Consider the following 21,559-nt stretch of genomic DNA (forward strand, 5'->3'; position numbering starts at 1 on the left):
AAGGAAGTCCCCATGAAGCTGAACACCCATGATCTCGCCCAGGCCCAGCGCACCCTGAAGACCCTGGCGATGGCCGTTGCCTTCGTTGGCATGATGTTCGTCCCGCAGGCCTTCGCGCAGGAATTCGGCGGCACCGACAAGAAAGTGTGCGGCTTCTTCGACAGCGTCAAAGGCCTGTTGAACCTGGTGTCGATCGCGGTGGTGACCATCGCGGTGATCTTCGCCGGTTACCAGATCGCCTTCGCCCACAAGCGCATCAGCGACGTGTCGCCCATCCTGATCGGTGGCGTGCTGATCGGTGCAGCTGGCCAGATCGCCCGCATGTTGCTGGGTGACGAGTACGGCGAATGCTCGGCTGTCGGCATGCTGAGCACCGCTGCCCAGTACTACAGTGCATAAGAACGTTGTCTTCCGCGGCTGCACGCGCCCACCGATGTTCCTGGGCGTGCCCTACGTACCCTTCTTCATGGTATGCGGCGGCCTGTTCCTGCTCGCCATCTACTGGGATTTCTGGGTTCTGCTCAGCATCCCGGTGGCCGTGATGATCATGCGGCAGATGGCGCGTCGGGACGAGATGATCTTCCGGCTGATGGGGCTGCGGCTGCAGTTCAAGTTCCGCGCGCGGAACGTGCGCGACCATGAAGGTATGTGGGTGTTCACTCCGAACCACTACCGCGACAAGCCGGCGCCTGCGAAGGCACCGGGTGGAAACCGCCGCTGAATGTTTCAGCGGCGTAGCAGCAGGCATATGGCAGTTCCTGGAGAGTAGGCATGTTCAGTCCGGATACGTCGATCAGCGAGTTCATTCCCTTGTCCTCGCACGTGGCCCCATCGGTGGTGAAGACCAGCGGTGGCGACTACCTGTTGACGTGGCACCTCGAGGGATTGCCGTTCGTGGGTCGGGAAGAATGGGAGCTTGAGCACAAGCACAACACCTTCAACCGACTGCTGCAGACGCTGCGCGCGCCGGATTTCGTCAACGTGGCGTTCTGGACGCACGACGTCCGCCGCCGCCGGCAGTTGAAGGAGCGCAGCAAGTTCGCCCAGCGCTTCAACCAGGACGTGTCCGATACCTACCTGGACATGCTGTCCAGCCAGCGGATTATGCAGAACGAGCTGTACCTGACCATGATCTATCGGCCGGTGGTGGCCGGTAAGCGTTTCGTGGAGAAATCAGCCGACGTGCCACGCCTGCAGGCTGAGCAGGAGCAGGCCGTGGAGAAGCTGATGGAGCTGGCCGGCAACGTCGAAGCGGTGCTGCGCGACTATGCGCCGTACCGCCTTGGCATGTACGAAGCGGCCAACGGCGTGGTGTTTTCCGAGACGTTGGAGTTCTTCGGCTACCTGATCAACCGCATCGATGAGCCGGTGCCGGTGCTGGCTGCGCCGGTCAAGGAATACCTGCCGGTGAGTCGCCACATGTTCTCGGCAAAGACCGGCGATTTCGTGATCAGTACGCCCAACGGCAAGAATCACTTCGGCGCGATCCTCAACATCAAGGAATACGCCGAGGGCACCTACCCCGGCATCCTGAACGGCTTGAAGTACCTGGATTTCGAGTACGTGGTCACCCAGTCCTTCAGCCCGATGGGCCGCCAGGATGCGCTGAAGATCCTGGACCGTACCAAGGGCATGATGATCTCCTCCGGCGACAAGGCGGTGAGCCAGATCATCGAGCTGGACCAGGCGATGGACCATCTGTCTTCGGGCAACTTCGTACTCGGCGAGTATCATTTCACCGTCGCCGTGTTTGCAGACAGCCAGGGCCAGCTCTCGGCCAACGTGGCGACCACGCGTGCGGAGTTGTCCAACGCCGGCTTCGTGTCGGCCAAGGAAGACATCGCGATCACGGCATCGTTCTATTCGCAGATCCCGGCGAACTGGCGCTACCGCACGCGACTGGCCAACGTCAGTTCGCTGAATTTCCTGGGGCTGTCGCCGTTGCACAATTTCGCTACCGGCAAGCAGCACAACAACCCATGGGGGGACTGCCTGACCACGCTGCAGACCACCAACGGGCAGCCGTACTATTTCAATTTCCACGCCACCCATCCGGCGGAAAACTCGCTGGGCGAGAAGGCCATCGCCAATACGATGGTCATCGGCAAGTCCGGTACCGGCAAGACCGCGCTGATCAACTTCCTGCTCAGCCAGGTGCAGAAGTATGATCCGGCGCCGACCATCTTCTTCTTCGACAAGGACCGCGGCGCGGAGATCTTCGTGCGTGCCTGTGGTGGCAATTACCTGGCCCTGGAGAACGGCCGGCCGACCGGCTTCAACCCCTTCCAGTGCGAACGCACCGAAGCGAACGTGCAGTTCCTGGCCGATCTGGTCAAGGTGCTGGCCGGCAAGGGCCAGTACAGCGCCCGCGAAGAAGAGGACATCTTCCGCGCGGTGGAAAGCATGCTTGATACGCCCATGCACCTGCGCAGCATGACCAACTTCCAGAAGAGCCTGCCGAACCTCGGTGACGATGGGCTGTACGCGCGCATGCGCCGCTGGACCGCCGGCAGCTCGCTGGGTTGGGTATTCGATAATCCGGTGGACACGATCGACCTGGAGCGGGCGAACATCATCGGTTTCGATTACACCGACGTGATCGACAATCCGGAAGTGCGCGTGCCGGTGATCAACTACCTGCTGCACCGGCTTGAATCGCTCATCGACGGGCGTCGCCTGATCTATGTGATGGATGAATTCTGGAAGATCCTCGATGGCGAGGGTGGACTGAAGGAGTTCGCCAAGAACAAGCAGAAGACCATCCGTAAGCAGAACGGCCTGGGCATCTTCGCCACGCAGAGCCCGGAAGACGCGCTGAAGAGCGATATTTCCGCCGCGCTGATCGAACAGACCGCCACGCTGATCCTGCTGCCCAATCCGAATGCGAGCCGCGCCGATTACATCGACGGCCTGAAGTTGACCGATGCCGAATTCAAGGTCGTCACCGCGCTGGACGAGCGCTCACGCTGCTTCCTGGTCAAGCAGGGGCATGCCTCCAATGTCTGCCAGCTCAACATGCGCGGCATGGACGACATCCTGTCGGTGATCTCTGCCTCCACCGACAACATCGACGTCATGCACCGTGTGCTGCAGGACGCCGCTGCCCGTGAAAATGTTGTGGAATCGATGCTGACCCCCGAACAGTGGCTGGAGGATTTCTACCGCCGCCGCAAGGGTTCGGGCAAGCCGGCCAGCAACGACCGTGACAAGGCAGCCTGACCCATGACCACCCACCTCATTCCGGAGGCCACCATGAATCCCGTTGCCCCGCAACGTTCTACCCTTCGTCGTCGCCTGATGCCACTGGCGACGGCCACGCTGGCGCTTTGCGCGTCGTTTTCACTGATGGCGCCTGCACCGGTGCAGGCCCAGTGGATCGTCAACGATCCGCCTGCGCTGATCCAGAGCGTGAAGGCCGATATCGCGACCGGCCTGGAGTACATCGAAACGGCCGGGCGCTGGACCCAGACCGCTTCGCACTACACCGCGACCTTGAACAACTGGCTGCAGAAGCTGCAGAACTGGTCGCAGATCATCGCCAACCCGATCATGCCGGCGACGCCGACGCTTACCACCATTCCGGATGACTGGAACATTGCCGAGCGCTGCGGTGGCGGTTCGGTGTTCAGCATCACCGGCATCATGGCGATGGCGGGAATCAGCCCTGGCGGCGACATCGGTGCGCAGCAGCGGACGATCTGCTCGTACATCCAGGCGCTGGAAAACCGCAAGTACAACGAGACCGTCAAGGTCGTGCAGCAGTCGCTGCCGCTCATGCAGCAGACGCTGGGAACGCTGCGCAACATCCGTCGGCTGTTTGACAACGAAGGCGCGCTGGCGGAAACCACCGCGAACGCAACCGCATCGCAGCTGCAGATCGATGCGAACTTCAAGACTTGGGAAAACCAGATGCGCATCTACGACCAGCAGATCGTGGCACTGCAGAGCCAGCAGCGTGCGCTGGCGCAGCGTGCGCTGAAGGGTGAAACCAATCCGATCGGCTCGGTGATCAAAGCTGCAGCGTTGAAGACGGCACTCGATTGAAAACCGTGCGTAATGCACCCCTGCGAGGCCCCGAAAAGGGGCAGGTGAAGCAATGAGTCTAGGGATGATGGACAGTATGTGGGCACAAGGAGCGCTGCACGGACCGATCGCGACCTCGTCGATCGGCGATTTCGTGTTCTTCAAACTGATCTTCGACTATCTCAGCAGGGAGATATCCGAGTTCGGCCTGGGTTTCCTCAGCCGCATGATGGAGTGGGTGGGCATCATCGCCCTGGTGGTGATGACCATCTGGCTGCTGCTGCAGGGCTACCGCATCGTGACCGGCCGCAGCCGGGACTCGATGATGGCGCTGGTGACGGACATGGCGCGTGCCGCCCTGATCGTCGTCACTGCCACCACGATGGCCATCTTCGGCCAGAACGTGCATTCCTTCCTGACCCATTACGTGCAGGACGAGATCACCTACGTGGTCACTGGCAAGGAAGATACGGCCAAGGACCTGATCGATGAAAACCTGGCGTACATGCAGGTGGCGCTGTCGGCGGTGGATGTGCTGGATGTGGCCGGTGACGTGACCCTGGACAATGCCAAGACCCGTGCCATGTGGTTCATCGGCCTGGGTACGGGCGGCCCCGCCGTAACCGCAGGCGCGATGCTGCTGCTGTATGAAGTTGCGATGGCGCTGTTCATTGGTTTCGCGCCGTTGTTCATATTGTGCCTGCTGTTCGAGCAGACCAAATCGCTGTTCCAGCGATGGCTGTTCTATGGCATCGGCACGATGTTCTCCATGGCGGTGCTGGCGGCCATGACCGGGATCGCGATGAGCATGGTGTCCAAGGTGGCCTTTGCGTTCTGGGGCACCGCCGCGGCCGGCGCGCTGATGGGTTCCAACTTCACCGAGGGCATGACCAGCATGGCGCTGCAGCAGGGCGGCATGGGGTTGATCCTGACCACGTTGATCCTGACCGCACCGCCCATGGCGGCGATGTTCTTCCAGGGCACGCTGGGTGCGTTCATGGCGTACTCGCAGATCGGCGGTTCGCCGGGTGCCACTGCACCGGGTCCGCAGGGTCAGCCGCCGGGTTCTTATGCGCCGCAGCAGGCCGCGCCAGCAAGCACGGCAGCCACCGGTGAGACAGCTCAGAGTCGGGTAGTGATGCCTAATATGGGAGGAGAAGCAGGCGCCGGTAACGTGGCACCAGCAGGTAGCCGCGGTAATGCGCCCATTGGTTGAGACGGTATAGGGATGGAGGTGTGGCAATGACGTACAGGAGACCGCGGGGCGCTTGGATGCTTTTCATCGCATTCTTCTTCTCACTGGGCAGCGCGGGTGCCTACGCTGAAGGTCGCTGCCCTCCGGGCCAGTACCCCGTCGGCGGCCAAGGCGTTGGCGGGTGCGCACCGATTCCAGGCTACGGCGGCAACCAGACGGCGCAGCCCGCGCCGCCGCCGATTGATCCGGGTCGTTACGAGGACCGCTGGGGCGCAATGGCGCTGTCTGATTCAACTCCTGATGCCGGCGTCGTGGTCGACCAGTTGACTGAAGGTGATGCCAAGCGTGTCGCCATCGAAAAATGTTCCCGGAACGGCCTGAAAGACTGTCGGATACTCCTTACCTACCGGAATCAGTGCGCTGCGTGGGTCGTTCCATCTGCAGACGCGCCAGGGGCGGAAACAGGCATTTCAGCTGGATTGTCCGAGCAGGCTGCGGTGGACAATGCAACAGCGAAGTGCAAACACGCCCCTGGTGGTTCATGCGTGCTCGCTTACAGCGCGTGCAGTCTTCCCCAGTGGACGCGATAAGCAGCGGCCGGGCGTCGAGTCCATCCTCGCCGGCACGCGAGTCAGCGCATGCGGGTTGGTATCTGTTGAGTGCGCCGCCACCCATGGTCAACCGTATGCACAACGCTTCATGCGCGTTCCTCTTGCTGTCAGCGGTTATGGTCTGCTCCTGGCTTCCTGCTGTTCCCGCATTCGCAGAGGGCCGCTGCCCGCCCGGTCAATATCCTGTGGGCGGCCAAGGCGTAGGAGGCTGCGCCCCCATCCCAGGGGCTGCAGCGAGCCAGCAACGCGCTGTTCCCCAGCCAGCCGCACCGACATCACGTTGGGGAACGCGCTGGGGGGCTGTCGCGGCCTCCGATTCGACCTCCGACGCGGGGGCGGCGGCAGGACGCAGAGCCAAGGCGGCAGCGATAAGTGACGCGATGGCGGACTGTCGCCGCAATGGCGCGCCCGATTGCAAGATCATGGCGGAATACAGCAACCAATGCTTCGCGTGGGTGTCTCCCGATGGTGGGGATGGCACGGGGCTCGGTGGGCTGGGTGAAGGTATGACGCCTGAATTGGCACTCAAGAAAGCCATGAGCTACTGCGACAACCCGAAGGGTAACGGCTGCAAAGTTGCGTACAGTGCCTGCAGCCTGCCAGAGCTCGAACCCCTTTGATGGCGCTTGTATCAGCTGTGCTGATAGTCTTTGAACTGGCCCGTTGGAGTAAGCGCAATGACAGCAAGATCACACTTCACCGGCACTCTGCTGCTTTCCCTGCTGCTGCTGCTCTGTGCGTTCAGCGCGCTTGCCGAAGGTAACTGCCCTCGGGGCTACTACCCCATCGGAGGGAAGGGCGTTCAAGGTTGCGCGCCTATCCCTTCTGGCACCAGAGCGCCTGCTCAATCCGGGTACTCCTACTCAGGGCCCATTTATTCGGAGACAGCAAACTCGCACCTTGAGGACAGTTGGGGCGCACTGGCGTTCTCGGCAAGCAGCGGCACACTGGGGGACGCAGTCAACGAATATTCGAAGGAGCTGGCCGAGCAGGCAGCCCTGGAACGGTGCGCAGCAAAAGGTGCCACGGATTGCAAGCTGATGGCCCATTACGCAAATAGTTGCATAGCTGTCGCAGTCGCCACTGCACCCGCCGGCCTCAACTTGAGTGCAATCGGCATGGACAAATATCCAAACAACGCGGAGCGCGAGGCTGCACAGAACTGCATCAAGGGCGGCGCGAAGAAGTGCAGGATGTTTTACAACAACTGTGTGACTCCCAAGGTCGTCCCGAATTGAACTGCATCTCCTCTGTCGGCGGCTAAGGAGACAAAGATGATTGAAAAGATTGCTTTTGTAGTCCTATTGGCTGTGTCCGTGATGCTTCCGTTCGCGGCCGGCGCAGAAGGCCGCTGCCCTCCTGGTTCCTATCCGGTGGGCGGTCAAGGCGTAGGAGGGTGCGCCCCCATTCCGGGCAGGGGAAATGCCCAGCCTGCCCAGCAGCAGGCCCCGCCCCCGCCGCCGGTCTGGTCGCACACGCGCTACGGAGCCATCGCGATGTCGCCCTCCACTTCCGCAGCAGGTGTTGCTGCGGAACAGACAAGCAGCGAAGCTGCGGCGGCGGTGGCGATGAAGGACTGTCAGCGGGAGGGTGCCCGCGACTGCGCGCTCATCGCGGAGTATCGAAATCAATGCATCGCGCTTCTGGTGCCGCGTGCATGGCCTGCAGGAGCCAAGGGCGGAATAGGGCATGGGCTGACTCCCGAGCTGGCAAGACAGGATGCTCAGAAAAAGTGCATCGATCCTGCAGGGTCCGGGTGTACAGCTACTTATGAGGCCTGCAGTTTCCCTGAGCGATGAACCTGTTCGTTCAACCTCTTCCCAGTGGACGCGCTGAGCGTCCATCCGGCCTGGTCTTGAGCCGATCCCACGCCGAAGCCAGTGCGTGAGATCGGCTTGAGGGAGCCACGGACGCGTACCGTAGGCCCTACCCAACCAAGGCGCCCGGGAACGGCTCAGGCATTCATGCTGCGCGCAGCGACCTGGCTCTGCTCGATCTGCAGGTCACGATCCTGCGAGGCCACCTGCTGCGCGGACTGCTGTGATGCCACCCGTTCGCTGGACTGATCCAGTGAAGTATTCATCGCCTCGGTAGTCGCCACCGACACCCGCAGGTGCGCCGGATCGTTGACTTCGCCCTGCACGCCGAACGTGCGCGAGGCATCGTTGCTCATCAGCACATTGTCGATGCGGGTGCCGCCGTTGGCATGCATTTCCGCCGCCAGGCTGCCGGCGAGCTGGCCGCTGTGCTGGTCCGGCGTGCGGCCCACGCGCAGGTCCTGTGCTTCCACGCCGCGCAGCGCGTCCTGGAAAAGCAGGTTGCCGGGATGACCAGACTGATCCATGCGCATCGCGCCGTCGCGCTTGTGGGCGTCTTCCTCCGCTGCCTTGCGCGCAGGCTCGCCCGGTTCCAGCGGACCGCGGATGCGGTTGATGATGTCCTCCGCGTTTCCGATTCCCCCGCGGGTGGCGGTCGTTACTCCACCGCGCAGGAATTCCAGCTTGTCGCGATACTCGCTGATCATGCCTTCGTTCTGCTTGGCCAACGCCTGCGAGGCCGGGTTGTCCAGCACCGAGCCCGCGCCGAGGAAGTTGCCCATCTTGTGCGAATCCAGCGAGCGGCCGGCGGCCAGCAACGCCGAATCGGGCATCAGGAAGCCAGCAACCGCGCCGTTGCGGAAGCCGGATCCGTACAGGTTTTTGATCTCGGTTTCGTTCGCATAGACCTTCACCTGGCCGTAGTGGCCGGACGCCGCGCTGACCGGATCGGCGGCCATCACATGGTTGACCATCGCATCGCCGCCTTCGCGGATGCGGTAACCCAGACTGGCTGCACCATAGGCATTGAAGGTCTCGCCCTTCAGGCCGTGGTGGTGCGCGCTCACTTGTGCCAGGGCACCGCCCAATGAATGTCCGGTGACGCTGACCTCGGCCGCACGCCCGTTCAACGAGGCGCTGACCTCGGCCTGGGCCACCGCACGCTGCGTCAGCGCGATGGCATCGGGCGCCTGCAGGTTGGCACGTGTGAGGACCATGCCGGCATCCGTCACTACGCCATCCAGCAGTATCTGTTCGGTGCCACGATGGGCAACGATGACTTCGCCGGTGTCGGCACGCTCGTAGATCGTGCCCTGATAGCCGTTGCTCTTGTTGTTTGCATGTTCGATGATCTTGTACGAGTGACCATTGAGCGTGACGAGTTCGTCCTTGCCATTGTCACGGCGGCCAACGGCGTAGTCCTTGTACGCATCATCGGAAAGCGCGGCGTAATCCTGGCTGGTCAGGCTCATGGCTGGACCTGCCGCGCGGAGAGCTCGACGGAGAAGATCGAATCCTGCAGTTCAGGCTTGTAGTCGGTGGGCGCGGCTTCACCGCCAGCACGGTAGTCGGGCAGCGCCTCGGCACGCGGGTATACGGCGTTGGCGTAGTAGCGCGTCAGCGGCTCACTCTTTGCAAAGGCCGGGGATTCGAGGAACGAGGTGAAGCGGGTTTCGCCTTCGGCCCCGGTGGCCTTGAGCATCGCACTGGCACCGCTGAACTCCCAGCGGCACACGCCGCGACCGTAGTAGTCCTCGTCGAGCATGCGGTCCAGGTAGACGATGCCGCGATATTCGCCATCGGCCACCTTTCGCAACTCGACAGGCTCCTGGCTGGTGATCCGGCCAGCGGTGCCGGTTTCCGGCTGTATGCGGCCGCACTGTTCTTCGTTGGTCACGTCGTACTGCGCCACGGCCTCCACCACGTTGATCGGGCCGGGGGCGTCGTTGATCTTCAGCACGAACTCGTATGCGTGACGTGGCGTGGGATTGAGCTTGGCGAGGCCACGGCCGCCCTGTTCGACGTCTTTTTCCGCGGTGGTGATTTCTTGGTTCATGGCAGTCTCGGAATGGCAGGCGGTGATGAGCAGCAGGGCGAGGCAGGGAAGGATCGTTCTGCGCATGGGGTGCCTTCTCGGAACGAAGTCAGTGCGATGGTGGTTGTGGGCTGACGAGGGTGACGCTGAACAATGACCCACGCAGCTCCGGTTTGAAGCCCTCGGGTGCGTCTTCGCCGTAATCGGCGTAGTTGTCCATGGCGTCGCGCGGATAACCCAGATGGGCGTAATGCTGGCTTTCGGTGTCACCCTTGACGAAACGGTCGGCCTCGATGAAGGACAGGAAACGCGTCTCTGCATCGGCACCCGTGGCTTTCAGCAGGACGCCAGCGCCGCTGAACTTCCACTGGCAGACGCCGCGATCGTAGTAGTCCTCGTCCTGCATCAGGTCCAGGTAAACCGTGCCACGGAATTCGTTGTCGCCGACTTTCTGCAGCTGCACGCTTTCCCGGCTGGTGATGCGGCCCGCGCGGCCGGTGGCAGGCACGATGCGCCCGCATTCCTGTTCGTTGATGACGTCGTACTGCGCGCTGCCTTCCACCACCGCGAAAGGGCCGGGCGCATCGGCGATCTTCAATACCAGCTCATGGGCCTGCCGCGGGGTGGGATTGAGTTTGGCGAGGCCGCGTTCGTTCTGCCCAGCGTCCTGTTCCGCACCGTGCGGATGGCAGGCAGCAAGCGCAACAATGGCGAGGCAGGGCAGCAGGGCCTGCCACCTCGGCCGAAGCCTGTCTGCACAAGCGTGCGACTCAAGCATGCAGCTGCCTGGCGCTGTCTTGCTGCTGTGCGAGCTGCCGCTCCTGCTCCTGTCCGGTGCGCTGGCTTGCTGCCTGCTGCACGCGTTCGCTGCTCTGTTCCAGGGGAACCTGCATCGCCTCGGTGGTCGCCACCGAAACGCGCAGTTGCGCCGGATCGTTGGCCTGGCCCTGCACGCCGAAGGTGCGCGAGGCATCGCTGCTCATCAGCACGCTGTCGATGCGGGTGCCGCCGTTGGCGTGCATCTCCGCTGCCAGGCTGCCAGCCAACTGACCGCTGTGCTGGTCCGGCGTGCGGCCTACGCGCAGGTCCTGCGCCTCCACGCCGCGCAATGCGTCCTGGAACAGCAGGTTGCCGGGGTGGCCGGGACTGTCCATGCGCATCGCACCATCGCGCTTGTGCGCGTCCTCTGCCGCCTTGCGGGCCGGCTCGCCCGGATCCAGCGGGCCGCGGATCCGGTCGTAAAGGTCCACCGCCACGCCCGGCATGCCGCGCGCGCCGGTGGTGACCGCCCCTCGCAGCAGCTCCATCTTGTCGCGGTACTCATCTATCATCCGCGCGTTCTGCTTGGCCAACGCCTGCGTGGCAGGGTCATCCAGCACCGAACCGGCATCAGCGAAATTGCCGAGCTTGTGCGCGCCCAGCGAACCGGCGGCGGCTACCAGCGCCGAATCCGGAATCACGCCGTTGTACCACTTGTTGCTGAAGCCGGCGTTGTCCAGCGTACTGATTTCATCGGGCCTGGCGTACAGGCGCACCTCGCCGTAATGGCCGGAGGCCGCGCTCACCGGATCCGATGCCATGGCATGGTTGAGCACGCTGGTGCCGCCTTCGGGGATGCGCAGGCCCAGGCTGGCCGCGCCGTAGGCGTTGAAGGTTTCGCCCTTCAGGTCGAAGTGGTGGGCGGTGACCTGGGCCAGCGCGCCGCCCAGCGAATGCCCGGTGACGCTGACTTCCGGGGCCCGGCCTTCGTTCTCGCCGATGTGCTTGGACAATGCGACCGCACGCTGGGTCAGCGCGATGGCATCGTTGGCCTGCAGGTTGTAGCGCGCCAGCACCATCCCGCCATCGGCAAGCACAGCGTCCTGCAGGATCTCCTCGGTGCCGCGATGGGAGACGATGATCTCGCCGGTGTCCTCGCGCTGGTAGATCGTGCCCTGGTAGCCGTTCTGGCGGTTGTTTACGTGCTCCAGCACCTTGTAGTTGTGCCCGTTGAGCGGCACCAGTTCTTCCTGGCCGGGCGCGCGGCGGCCGACCTTGTGGTCTTCATACGCGTCGGCGGAAAGTGCGGCGTAGTCGCGGTGGGTGAGCGGCATCAGCGCACCTCATGGGCGGTCAGGGTGGCGGTGAACAGCGCGTCCTGCAGCTCCGGGCGGAACCGCGACGGATCTTCGTGGCCGGCCTGGCCGAAGTCCGGCACCGATTCCACGCGTGGGTAATCGCGGTCCGGGTAATAGCGGGTGAGGGCCTTGCCGGCGATGAACTGATCGGCTTCGATGAACGAGGTAAAGCGCGTTTCGCCGTCGGCACCGGTGGCCTTCAACATCGCGCCGGCGCCGCTGAAGGTCCACTTGCAGACACCGCGTCCGTAGTAATCCTCATCCAGCATGCGGTCCAGGTAGACCGTGCCACGGTACTCGGTATCGGACACCTTCTTCAGCTGCACCGGCTCCTGGCTGGTGATGCGCGCGGCCATGCCGGTGGCCGAAACGATGCGACCGCATTCGTCTTCGTTGGTGACGTCGTACTGGGCAACGCCTTCCACCACGGCGAATGTGCCGGGGGCATCGGCGAGGCTCAGCACCAGCTCGAACGCCTGGCGTGGGCTGGGATTGAGCTTGGCCAAGCCGCGGCCGCCGTTTTCGACGTCCTTTTCGGCGGTAGTGATTTCCTGGTTCATGGCGTTTTCCGGATGGCAGGCGGTAAGGAGGAGCAGGGCAGCGCACGGCAGAAACGTTCGGCGCACGGGGGGCCTCCTGGTCGCGGGTGGTAAGGGGGAAGTCGATGCGGTCATGCGGTGGCCACGGAAGCCATCGAGCGCGCCGGTAGCGGGCGCAGGGCAGGGCGCACGCGCGGGAGCCTGGGGCTCGAACCGGTGTGCGGGGCTGCGATGTTGTCTCCGGTCCCTGGCGACATGTGCTCGATTCGTGACGAATAGATCGTCCTTTTTACCAGTTTGACGTTTCGTTTGCGTCAAAACGTTGGCGCGCGGGTAACGGGATCGCATCGGCAGCGCCGGGCCATGCTCGGCGGAAATGCCCGATCCCAGCTGTGATTGACTGCACTGCACACCCCGCCGGGCGTGGCTCGGCGCTACCATGGCGGGGAATTTCGATGGCCGTCATGTGATCAGGGGAACCGTTTGAATCCGCAGGAAGATTCCATCTACTCCGTGCCTGTGGAGCACGCGGCGTTCCTGCGCAGCCAGCTGATCACCTATATCGGTAACAAGCGCGCGCTGCTGCCTTTCGTTGAGGCGGGCATCGCACACGCCAAACACTGCCTGGGCAAGGCGCGGATCGATTTCCTGGATCTGTTTTCCGGTTCCGGCGTGGTGGCGCGGATGGCGCGGCGGCATGCCGCCACCCTGCAGTGCAACGACCTGGAGCGCTACAGCGAGGTCGGCAACCGCTGCTACCAGGCCAACGTGGCGGATGTGGATGCGGCAGCGCTGGAGGAAGAACTGGCCCGCGTTGCACGCCGGGTGCAGCGCGAACTGGCGCCGGGCTTCTTGTGCGACCTGTATGCGCCGCTGGACGACGATGACATCCAACCCGGTGAGCGGGTGTTCTATACGCGGCGCAACGCGATGTTCCTGGATACCTTCTGCCAGGTGCTGGTGGATACGCCGGCGGCGCTGCGGCCATTCCTGCTGGCGCCGGTGCTGGCGCAGGCGTCGATGTACACCAACACCTCTGGCGTGTTCAAAGGATTCCACAAGAACCGCGAAGGCGTGGGCCAGTTCGGTGGCACGGCACGTAACGCGCTGTCGCGCATCCTGCGCCCGATCGAGGTGCAGGCGCCAGTGTTCAGTCGCTTTGCGTGCGAGGTGCAGCTGCACCGCTGCGATGCCAATGCGCTCGTGCGTGAGCTGGACATGGTGGACGTGGCGTACTTCGATCCGCCCTACAACGAGCATCCGTACGGTTCGAACTACTTCATGTTGAACCTGCTGTGTGATTATCGGCGGCCGTCGCAGGTGAGCCGGGTCTCGGGCATTCCGACCGACTGGAACCGGTCGGATTACAACAAGGCCCGGTTGGCCGAGGCCGCGCTGTTCGACGCGGTGGCGCAGGTTCGCGCCCGTTTTGTGTTGATCTCGTACAACTCGGAGGGCTTCATCAGCCACGAGCGCTTCGTTGCCGCGCTGGAAGCAATGGGCGCGTTGAGCGTGATGGACACGCGTTACAACACCTTCCGCGGCAGCCGCAACCTGGGCGCCCGGGACACCCATGTGACCGAGTTCCTGTACCTGTTGGACAAGCGTTGAACCGCTTCTGGTAGTGACGGCCGCTGGCCGTCATGCTCTGCGGCCCCGCGGGCGCCCGCGTACAATACCCGCATGCCCGACAGCACCCGCCCGAAATCCGTCCTGCCCGCCACCCAGGTCCACATGGAGGGTTTCGCGCAGGTGCGTGAGGCACGCCGGTCCGAGCTGGTGGAGGACTACGTGGAGCTGATCGCCGACCTGATCGCCGACGGTCGCGAGGCCCGCCAGGTGGACATCGCCAGCCGCCTCGGGGTGGCCCAGCCGACGGTCGCCAAGGCGCTCAAGCGCCTGGTCAAGGAAGGGTGGGCGATCCAGCGCCCGTACCGCGGCGTGTTCCTGACCCCGGCCGGGGAGCAGCTGGCGCGTGATGTGCGCGTGCGCCACCAGACCGTGGAGCGCTTCCTGCTGGCGCTCGGCGTGGATGCCGATTCGGCGCGGCGCGATGCCGAAGGCATCGAACACCACGTCAGCGAGGCGACCCTGGCTGCCTTCGAGGCCTTCCTGGCCAAGGCGGCGCCGCATGTCTGATGCGCTGCCGGTCCACGATGCCGACGAACACTGGATGCGCCAAGCACTGGCGCTGGCCGAGCGGGCGCAGCGCGAGTTCAACGAGATACCGGTCGGCGCGGTACTGGTCAGTGCCGAAGGTGAAGTGCTGGGCGAAGGCTGGAACCTCAACATTGCCGAGCACGACCCCAGCGCGCATGCCGAGATCGTGGCGATGCGACGGGCGGGCAGGGCGCTGCAGAACCACCGGCTGATGGGCAGCACGCTGTACGTCACCTTGGAGCCCTGTGCGATGTGCGCGATGGCGATCGTGCACGCGCGCGTGGGCCGGCTGGTGTATGCAGCTACCGACCCGAAGACCGGCGCCTGTGGCAGCGTGTTCGATCTGCTCGGTGATGCGCGGCACAACCACCGGGTAGAGATCCACGGCGGCGTGCTGGCACGCGAGGCGAGCACCCGCTTGACCAACTATTTCAGGGCCAAGCGCGGCCGCCCGCTGCTGTCGCTGGATGCGCCGGGTGCCGACGAAGGCTGAACGACGCGCTATCATGGCGCATCCATTCATGGCGAGCCTGCGGCCCGCCCACAGCGAGGCAACACGATGGCCGACACCGGCGCGGGCAATGACCGATTGATCTGGATCGACCTGGAAATGACCGGGTTGGACACCGACAACGATTCCATCATCGAGATCGCCACGGTGGTCACCGATGCCCAGCTCAACGTGCTTGCCGAAGGCCCGGAGTTCGCCATCCACCACGCGGTGGAGCGGCTGGACGCGATGGACGAGTGGAACCGCAACCAGCACCGCCGCTCGGGCCTGTGGCAGCGCGTGGTGGACAGCCAGGTCAGCCTGGGCCAGGCCGAAGCGGCCACGGTGAATTTCCTGGCCGAGTGGATCGGCGCGGGCGCCTCGCCGATGTGCGGCAATTCGATCTGCCAGGACCGTCGTTTCCTGCACCGTGAGATGCCGCGGCTGGAGAAGTATTTCCACTACCGCAACCTGGATGTGTCCACCATCAAAGAGCTGGCCAAGCGCTGGGCCCCGGCGGTGGCCGCCGGGGTGGGCAAGAACAGCAACCACACCGCGCTGAGCGATGTGCATGACTCTATCAACGAACTGAAGCACTACCGGCAGTTCATGGGCACGCTGGCGGGCCTGCCGACAGCTTGATCGAGCACGGTTGGACCATGTGGTGCTCGGTAGGTGACGAGGGCAAAGGTGGGTGACGACCGTTGGTCGTCACGCTTTTGCGGTGCAATGGAGCTGAAAAGCGCGACGACCAACGGTCGTCACCCACACGCGCGGGTCATCACCCGGCCGTTCAACTACGCAGCGCTAAGATCGGCCCATGAACGAGCCGATCCTGCTTCCGCGTGACATCGCCCACCAGCCCCAGGACTGGGCCGACCTGCAGCGCGCCGTGAGCCTGCTGGAGGCCCCGACAATCACCGCGCGCATGGCCAACCTGGTCGGCACGCCGCTGGAATTCGCGGTGAGCCGCCTGCCCAACGCGGTATCCAGCCGTATCCATGGCGCCGTGCAGGCGGCACTGTACAAGGCGGTGCAGGGCGCGCTGATGAGCATGGACAACACGCCGGGCAAATCCGCCTCCACGCGTTGGCACAAGCTGGCGGCGGCCACATCCGGCGCGGTGGGCGGCGCCTTCGGTTTTGCCGCGTTGTTGATCGAACTGCCGGTGTCGACCACCATCATGATGCGCGCGGTGGCCGACGTAGCGCGCAGCGAAGGCTTCGACCTGGCCGACATGTCCACTCGCCAGGCCTGCCTGGAAGTGTTCGCACTGGGCGGCAACGCCAAGAGCGACGACGCCAGTGAAACCGGCTACTACCTGGCCCGTGGCTTCACTGCCGACGTGGTGCGGCACCTGTCGGCCGAGCTGGCCGGGCGGGTGGTGACCGGCCGCAACTTGACCCTCGGCGTGGCGCCGAAGGAAGCCGGCAAACTGCTGGCCAAGCTGGTGGAAAAGGTAGCCGCTCGGTTCGGCGTGGTGATCACCGAGAAGTTCGCCGCGCAGGCGGTGCCGATCGTCGGCGCGGCCACCGGTGCGGCGTTGAACACCATGTTCACCGACTACTACCAGGACGTGGCGCGCGGCCATTTCATCGTGCGCCGGCTGGAGCGCAAGTACGGCGAGGACGTGGTGCAGGCCTGCTACCAGCGCATCGCCCAAGGCTGACCGGGCGGTGCTGCTGGGCTGACGTGGCGCTGATCGTTGCACCACAGGCACAACTGAATTGCCTGGCCGGGTCTGTAAGCGGCGGCGGCCGGCCCCCATCCTTGTTGCATGCTCATCGCGCAAGGATTTTCCATGCTGTTCTCCCCGTATTCCCTGGGTCCGCTGCGGCTGGCCAACCGTATCGTGATGCCGCCGATGACCCGCTCGCGGGCCGCCGAAGGCAACGTGGCCACCGCGGCGATGGCCGCCTATTACGCGCAGCGCGCCTCGGCCGGCCTGATCGTCAGCGAAGGCACCCAGATCAGCCCGCAGGGCCAGGGGTACGCCTGGACGCCGGGCATCCACAGCACCGCGCAGATCGAAGGCTGGCGCGCGGTCACTGATGCGGTGCATGCCGCGGGCGGTCGCATCTTCGCGCAGCTCTGGCATGTGGGGCGGGTCTCGCACGTGGCGCTGCAGCCGGGTAATGCCGCACCGGTTTCATCGTCCGCGCTGCAGGCCGAGGGAGTGAAGGTGTTCGTTGATCCCGCTGGTGCCGGGCCGCAGTCCGGGGTGGGCGAGATGATCCAGCATTCGATGCCGCGGGCGCTGCTGGAGGATGAGATCCCGGCCATCGTCGCCGAGTACGCACAGGCCACCCGCAATGCGCTCGCCGCCGGCTTTGACGGGGTGGAGCTGCACGGTGCCAACGGCTACCTGATCAACCAGTTCATCGATTCGCAGGCCAACCAGCGCACCGATGGCTACGGCGGGGCGCTGGGCAACCGCCTGCGCTTCCTGCGCGAAGTGGCGGCGGCGGTGGTCAAGGTGGCCGGCGGCGAGCGGGTAGGGGTGCGGCTGGCGCCGCTGACCACGCTGCAGGGCGCGGTGGATGACACGCCGCAGGCCACGTATCTGGCCGCAGCGCACGTGCTGGACCAGCTGGGCGTGGGCTATCTGCACATTGCCGAGGCCGACTGGGAAGACGCACCGCTGATGCCGGTGGCGTTCAAGGAGGCACTGCGGATCATCTACAGCGGCACGTTGATCTATGCGGGCAAGTACACCCTGGCGCGTGCCGAAGAGGCGCTGGCGAAGGGCTGGGCCGATCTGATCGGTTTCGGCCGGCCATTCATTGCCAACCCGGACCTGCCGCAACGATTGCAGGCCGGTGCGGTCTTGAAAGAGCCGGACCGGGCAACCTATTTTGGTGGCGGGGTGGAAGGATTCACCGATTACCCGGCGTTGGAGGCAGCGGAAGCGTAGCGGGCGGTAGCGCCGAGCCATGCTCGGCGAGCGCAGCGGAAGGCAGGAGCGTGACGACCAACGGTCGTCACCACCAGGAGCAGGGGCATGACGGCCAGCGGCCGTCACTACCGGGGCTCAGCGCGGATCGCGCACCAGGGCTTCGGCGTTGGTGACGCTGCCGTCCTTGCCGTGCAGGTACAGGTGCATGTCCTGCTGCGGATACGGGATGTTGATGCCGGCCTTGTCGTAGCCCAGCTTCAGCTGCTCCAGCAGCGTCACCTTGGTGCCGAAGTGGTCGGCGGCGTTGACGTAGCAGCGGATGCCCAGGTTGATCGAGTGCGCTCCCAGTTCGTACACCACCACGTCCGGCGCCGGGGTGGCCAGCACGCGCTTGTCGGCCTTCATGATGGACAGCGCGGTATCGCGCGCCAGCTGGATGTCGTCCTCGTAACCAATGCCGATGACCAGCTCCACGCGGCGCGTCGGCTCGGCGGTGAGGTTGATGATCGGGGCGGCGGTGATCAGCGTGTTGGGGATGGTGGTGTGCTGGTTGTCGGCGCCGGTGATGACGGTCTGGAAGATGCGCACGTCGCGCACGGTGCCGGTCTGTCCTGCCACGGTCACCACGTCGCCCACGCGGAACGGCCGCAGGGTCACCAGCATCACCCCGGAAGCGATGTTGGACAGCGAGTCCTTCAAGGCCAGGCCGATCGCCAGGCCCGCGGTACCCAGCACCGCCAGCAGCGGGGAGATCGGGACGCCCAGCGTGGCGATGGCCAGCACCGCGACGATCACCAGCGCAGCGGCATACACCACATTGCGCATGAAGCTGCCGAGCATCGGGTCCATGCCGACCCGCGCGGTGGCGCGTGGCAGCACGTTGGACACGCGTCGGGCCAGCCAGATGCCGACCAGCAGCACCACGATGGCGGCGATCAGCGGCAGGCCGTAGGTTTCGAAGATGCGTTCCCAGTTGAGGCTGTGCCACCAGGACGATGCGGGGAGGGCGGGCGTGGGATCGGGCGTGGGGGCGGCGGCGGACATGCGGTCTCCTGGTCGGGCGCTGGAAACAACAAGCCCCGCATAGGCGGGGCTTGTGTGTGTGGCACGAGTATGCCGGTGAAGCGGTAAAGATCCTGTAGAAGCGTGGCGGCCGGCGGGCGGCCCGCCACTACCGCAGCGGTCGTCAGCCGCCCTGCTTCAGCTTGGCCAGCCGCAGCCAGGTGTCGACCACGGTGTCCGGATTCAGCGACACCGATTCGATGCCTTCCTGCATCAGCCACTCGGCCAGGTCCGGGTGGTCGGACGGACCCTGTCCGCAGATGCCGACGTACTTGCCCTTGGCGCGGGCGGCCTTGATCGCCATCGACAGCAGCTTCTTGACCGCCGGGTTCCGCTCGTCGAACAGGTGCGCGACGATCGAGGAGTCACGATCCAGGCCCAGGGTCAGCTGGGTCAGGTCGTTGGAGCCGATGGAGAAGCCATCGAAGATCTCGAGGAACTCATCGGCGAGCAGCGCGTTGGACGGAACCTCGCACATCATGATGATCTTCAGGCCGTTCTCGCCCTGCTTGAGGCCATTCTGTTCCAGCACCTCGACGACCTTGCGGCCTTCTTCCAGCGTGCGCACGAACGGAATCATGACCCACAGGTTGTCCAGGCCCATCTCGTTGCGCACGCGCAGCACGGCCTTGCATTCCAGCGCGAAGGCAGCGGAGAAACTCGGGTCGACATAACGGCTGGCGCCGCGGAAGCCGATCATCGGGTTTTCTTCGTGCGGTTCGTAGTTGGTGCCGCCGATCAGGTTGGCGTACTCGTTGGACTTGAAGTCCGACAGGCGCACGATCACCGGGTTCGGGGCCACCGACGCGGTCAGGGTGGCGATGCCTTCGGCCAGGCGGTCCACGTAGAAGCTCACCGGATCCTTGTAGCCGGCAATCTTCTCGTCGATCTTCTTCTTCGTCGCCATGTCCTGGCGGTCATATTCCAGCAGCGCATTCGGATGGATGCCGATGTGGCTGGCGATGATCATTTCCAGACGCGCCAGGCCGATGCCCGCGTTCGGCAGCTGGCCGAAGTCGAACGCGCGTTCCGGGTTGGCCACGTTCATCATGATCTTCAGCGGCGCCGGCGGCATGTTGCCGAGATCGGTGGTGGTGCGTTCGAACTCGAGGATGCCTTCGTAGATGAAGCCGGTGTCACCCTCGGCGCAGCTGACAGTGACCTGCTGGCCATCCTGGATCAGCTGGGTGGCGTTGCCCGAACCGACTACCGCCGGTACGCCGAGCTCACGCGCGATGATCGCGGCGTGGCAGGTGCGGCCACCGCGGTTGGTGACGATGGCCGAAGCCCGCTTCATCACCGGCTCCCAATCGGGGTCGGTCATGTCGGCGATCAGCACGTCGCCGGGCTGCACGCGGGCCATGTCGTCCAGCGTCTTGACCACGCGGGCGGTGCCGGCACCGATCTTGGCACCCACGGCGCGGCCTTCGGCCAGCACCTTGCCGTCCTTCTGGCTCAGCGCGAAGCGCTCGATCTGGGTGGCGTGGCTGCGCGACTTCACCGTTTCCGGGCGCGCCTGCACGATGAACAGCTTGCCGCTGACACCGTCCTTGGCCCACTCGATGTCCATCGGACGGCCGTAGTGCTTTTCGATGACCAGCGCCTGCTTGGACAGTTCCTGCACGTCTTCGTCGCTGATCGAGAAGGTGCTGCGCAGGTCGGCCGGGGTGTCTTCGATGCGCACGCGCTCACCGGGGACGTCCGAATACACCATGCGGATCGCCTTGCTGCCCAGCGAACGACGCAGGATCGCCGGCTTGCCGGCATTCAAGGTGGGCTTGTAGACGTAGAACTCGTCCGGGTTGACCGCACCCTGCACGACCATCTCGCCGAGGCCGAACGAGGAGGTCACGAAGACCACGTCACGGAAGCCGGATTCGGTGTCCAGGGTGAACAGCACGCCGGACGACCCGACGCCCGAACGCACCATCAGCTGCACGCCGGCGGACAGGAACACATCCTCGTGCTTGAAGCCGTGGTGGACGCGGTAGGCGATGGCGCGATCGTTGTACAGCGAGGCGAATACTTCCTTGACCTTCAGCACGACATCGTCGGCGCCGGTCACGTTGAGGAAGGTCTCCTGCTGGCCGGCGAAGGATGCATCGGGCAGGTCTTCGGCGGTGGCCGAGGAGCGCACGGCCACGGCGATGTCGCCGCCGCCGTTCTCAGCGCTCAGCTGCGCATACGCCGTGCGGATGTCCTGGTCCAGCTGCGGCTGCAGCGGCGCGTCGATGACCCAGCCACGGATTTCCTTGCCGGCAGCGGTCAGTGCGGCAACGTCTTCGACATCCAGCGTGGCCAGCTTGTCGAAAATGCGCTTGGACAGATCGTTATGGGCGATGAAGTCCTTGAAGGCTTCGGAGGTCGTGGCATAGCCCCCGGGCACGGACACCCCGAGACCGGCGAGGTTGCCGATCATTTCGCCCAGCGACGAATTTTTTCCACCCACGCGGGCCAGGTCGGCCAAGCGCAGTTCGTGCAACCACAGGATATTCTCGTTCAAGCGCGATGCTCCGTTTGGCCATCGCCCGAGGCGGGCTGGAAATGGCCGCGTCCGTAGGAAGAAGCCGCTATGATGCCGGTCGGACTGCCGTCGGCACAAGCTTGTGACAGC

At 64.5% G+C, this 21,559-nt stretch carries 22 protein-coding genes; 15 read left to right on the forward strand and 7 right to left on the reverse strand.

Going from position 1 to position 21,559, the window contains the following annotated elements:
• Window positions 1-12 precede the first annotated feature (12 nt).
• The 9 genes from H9654_RS01020 (at window position 13) to H9654_RS17965 (ending at window position 7,628) form a co-directional block, all read left to right on the forward strand.
• Entirely contained in the window at window positions 13-399 is a 387-nt protein-coding gene (locus H9654_RS01020) for a TrbC/VirB2 family protein (RefSeq protein ID WP_042612597.1), read from the forward strand.
• Window positions 392-721: a VirB3 family type IV secretion system protein gene (locus tag H9654_RS01025; RefSeq protein WP_080335038.1), complete on the forward strand. Its 330-nt coding sequence runs from the start codon at window positions 392-394 to the stop codon at window positions 719-721. The genes H9654_RS01020 and H9654_RS01025 overlap by 8 nt, the downstream gene beginning before the upstream one ends.
• 50 nt (window positions 722-771) lie before the next feature.
• Window positions 772-3,219: a VirB4 family type IV secretion/conjugal transfer ATPase gene (locus H9654_RS01030; protein WP_191768318.1), complete on the forward strand. Its 2,448-nt coding sequence runs from the start codon at window positions 772-774 to the stop codon at window positions 3,217-3,219.
• A gap of 33 nt (window positions 3,220-3,252) precedes the next feature.
• On the forward strand, window positions 3,253-4,044 hold the full coding sequence (locus H9654_RS01035) for a hypothetical protein (RefSeq protein WP_191768321.1): 792 nt from the start codon (window positions 3,253-3,255) through the stop codon (window positions 4,042-4,044).
• Between the two features lie 64 nt (window positions 4,045-4,108).
• A complete protein-coding gene (locus H9654_RS01040; RefSeq protein ID WP_406833440.1) occupies window positions 4,109-5,239 on the forward strand; it encodes a TrbL/VirB6 family protein in 1,131 nt (376 codons plus the stop codon).
• A gap of 254 nt (window positions 5,240-5,493) precedes the next feature.
• Complete coding sequence (locus H9654_RS17955) at window positions 5,494-5,808, forward strand: DUF4189 domain-containing protein (protein ID WP_225211821.1); 315 nt, start codon at window positions 5,494-5,496, stop codon at window positions 5,806-5,808.
• 137 nt (window positions 5,809-5,945) lie between these two features.
• Window positions 5,946-6,449 carry a DUF4189 domain-containing protein gene (locus tag H9654_RS17960; protein ID WP_225211822.1) on the forward strand — a complete coding sequence of 168 codons (504 nt, stop codon included), beginning with the start codon at window positions 5,946-5,948 and terminating at the stop codon, window positions 6,447-6,449.
• A 57-nt stretch (window positions 6,450-6,506) separates the two neighbouring features.
• A complete protein-coding gene (locus tag H9654_RS01055) occupies window positions 6,507-7,067 on the forward strand; it encodes a DUF4189 domain-containing protein (protein WP_191768324.1) in 561 nt (186 codons plus the stop codon).
• An 81-nt stretch (window positions 7,068-7,148) separates the two neighbouring features.
• A complete protein-coding gene (locus tag H9654_RS17965) occupies window positions 7,149-7,628 on the forward strand; it encodes a DUF4189 domain-containing protein (RefSeq protein WP_406833447.1) in 480 nt (159 codons plus the stop codon).
• Window positions 7,629-7,783: 155 nt separating this feature from the next.
• Here H9654_RS17965 and H9654_RS01065 read toward each other — a convergent pair whose 3' ends face one another.
• Genes H9654_RS01065 through H9654_RS01085 form a run of 5 tightly spaced genes read right to left on the reverse strand, consistent with a single transcriptional unit; the run spans window position 7,784 to window position 12,424 of the window.
• Complete coding sequence (locus H9654_RS01065; RefSeq protein WP_191768326.1) at window positions 7,784-9,118, reverse strand: XVIPCD domain-containing protein; 1,335 nt, start codon at window positions 9,116-9,118, stop codon at window positions 7,784-7,786.
• On the reverse strand, window positions 9,115-9,768 hold the full coding sequence (locus tag H9654_RS01070; protein ID WP_191768327.1) for a hypothetical protein: 654 nt from the start codon (window positions 9,766-9,768) through the stop codon (window positions 9,115-9,117). Before H9654_RS01070 ends, H9654_RS01065 begins: the two co-directional genes overlap by 4 nt.
• A 22-nt stretch (window positions 9,769-9,790) precedes the next feature.
• The gene (locus tag H9654_RS01075) at window positions 9,791-10,459 is read right to left on the reverse strand and encodes a hypothetical protein (RefSeq protein WP_191768328.1); all 669 of its coding nucleotides are present in this window, start codon (window positions 10,457-10,459) and stop codon (window positions 9,791-9,793) included.
• Window positions 10,452-11,774 carry an XVIPCD domain-containing protein gene (locus H9654_RS01080; RefSeq protein WP_191768329.1) on the reverse strand — a complete coding sequence of 441 codons (1,323 nt, stop codon included), beginning with the start codon at window positions 11,772-11,774 and terminating at the stop codon, window positions 10,452-10,454. The genes H9654_RS01075 and H9654_RS01080 overlap by 8 nt, the downstream gene beginning before the upstream one ends.
• Window positions 11,774-12,424: a hypothetical protein gene (locus tag H9654_RS01085; protein WP_191768330.1), complete on the reverse strand. Its 651-nt coding sequence runs from the start codon at window positions 12,422-12,424 to the stop codon at window positions 11,774-11,776. The genes H9654_RS01080 and H9654_RS01085 overlap by 1 nt, the downstream gene beginning before the upstream one ends.
• 396 nt (window positions 12,425-12,820) lie before the next feature.
• Here H9654_RS01085 and H9654_RS01090 point away from each other — a divergent pair, with 396 nt between their 5' ends.
• The 6 genes from H9654_RS01090 (at window position 12,821) to H9654_RS01115 (ending at window position 17,901) form a co-directional block, all read left to right on the forward strand.
• Entirely contained in the window at window positions 12,821-13,948 is a 1,128-nt protein-coding gene (locus H9654_RS01090; protein ID WP_225211782.1) for a DNA adenine methylase, read from the forward strand.
• A 72-nt stretch (window positions 13,949-14,020) separates the two neighbouring features.
• A complete protein-coding gene (gene mntR / locus H9654_RS01095; RefSeq protein ID WP_101099183.1) occupies window positions 14,021-14,476 on the forward strand; it encodes a manganese-binding transcriptional regulator MntR in 456 nt (151 codons plus the stop codon).
• On the forward strand, window positions 14,469-14,990 hold the full coding sequence (gene tadA, locus H9654_RS01100; protein WP_191768331.1) for a tRNA adenosine(34) deaminase TadA: 522 nt from the start codon (window positions 14,469-14,471) through the stop codon (window positions 14,988-14,990). Before mntR ends, tadA begins: the two co-directional genes overlap by 8 nt.
• A 66-nt stretch (window positions 14,991-15,056) precedes the next feature.
• On the forward strand, window positions 15,057-15,629 hold the full coding sequence (gene orn, locus H9654_RS01105; RefSeq protein WP_191768332.1) for an oligoribonuclease: 573 nt from the start codon (window positions 15,057-15,059) through the stop codon (window positions 15,627-15,629).
• Window positions 15,630-15,807: 178 nt separating this feature from the next.
• Entirely contained in the window at window positions 15,808-16,656 is an 849-nt protein-coding gene (locus tag H9654_RS01110; protein WP_191768333.1) for an EcsC family protein, read from the forward strand.
• A gap of 132 nt (window positions 16,657-16,788) precedes the next feature.
• Complete coding sequence (locus H9654_RS01115; protein ID WP_191768334.1) at window positions 16,789-17,901, forward strand: alkene reductase; 1,113 nt, start codon at window positions 16,789-16,791, stop codon at window positions 17,899-17,901.
• Window positions 17,902-18,018: 117 nt separating this feature from the next.
• Here H9654_RS01115 and H9654_RS01120 read toward each other — a convergent pair whose 3' ends face one another.
• Entirely contained in the window at window positions 18,019-18,927 is a 909-nt protein-coding gene (locus H9654_RS01120; RefSeq protein ID WP_191768335.1) for a mechanosensitive ion channel family protein, read from the reverse strand.
• 142 nt (window positions 18,928-19,069) lie between these two features.
• Window positions 19,070-21,448, reverse strand: coding sequence for a phosphoenolpyruvate synthase (ppsA, locus tag H9654_RS01125; protein ID WP_191768336.1), 2,379 nt, complete (start codon window positions 21,446-21,448; stop codon window positions 19,070-19,072).
• Window positions 21,449-21,559 lie beyond the last annotated feature (111 nt).

The organism is Stenotrophomonas lacuserhaii, from assembly GCF_014836545.1.
GTDB classification, from domain to species: domain Bacteria; phylum Pseudomonadota; class Gammaproteobacteria; order Xanthomonadales; family Xanthomonadaceae; genus Stenotrophomonas; species Stenotrophomonas lacuserhaii.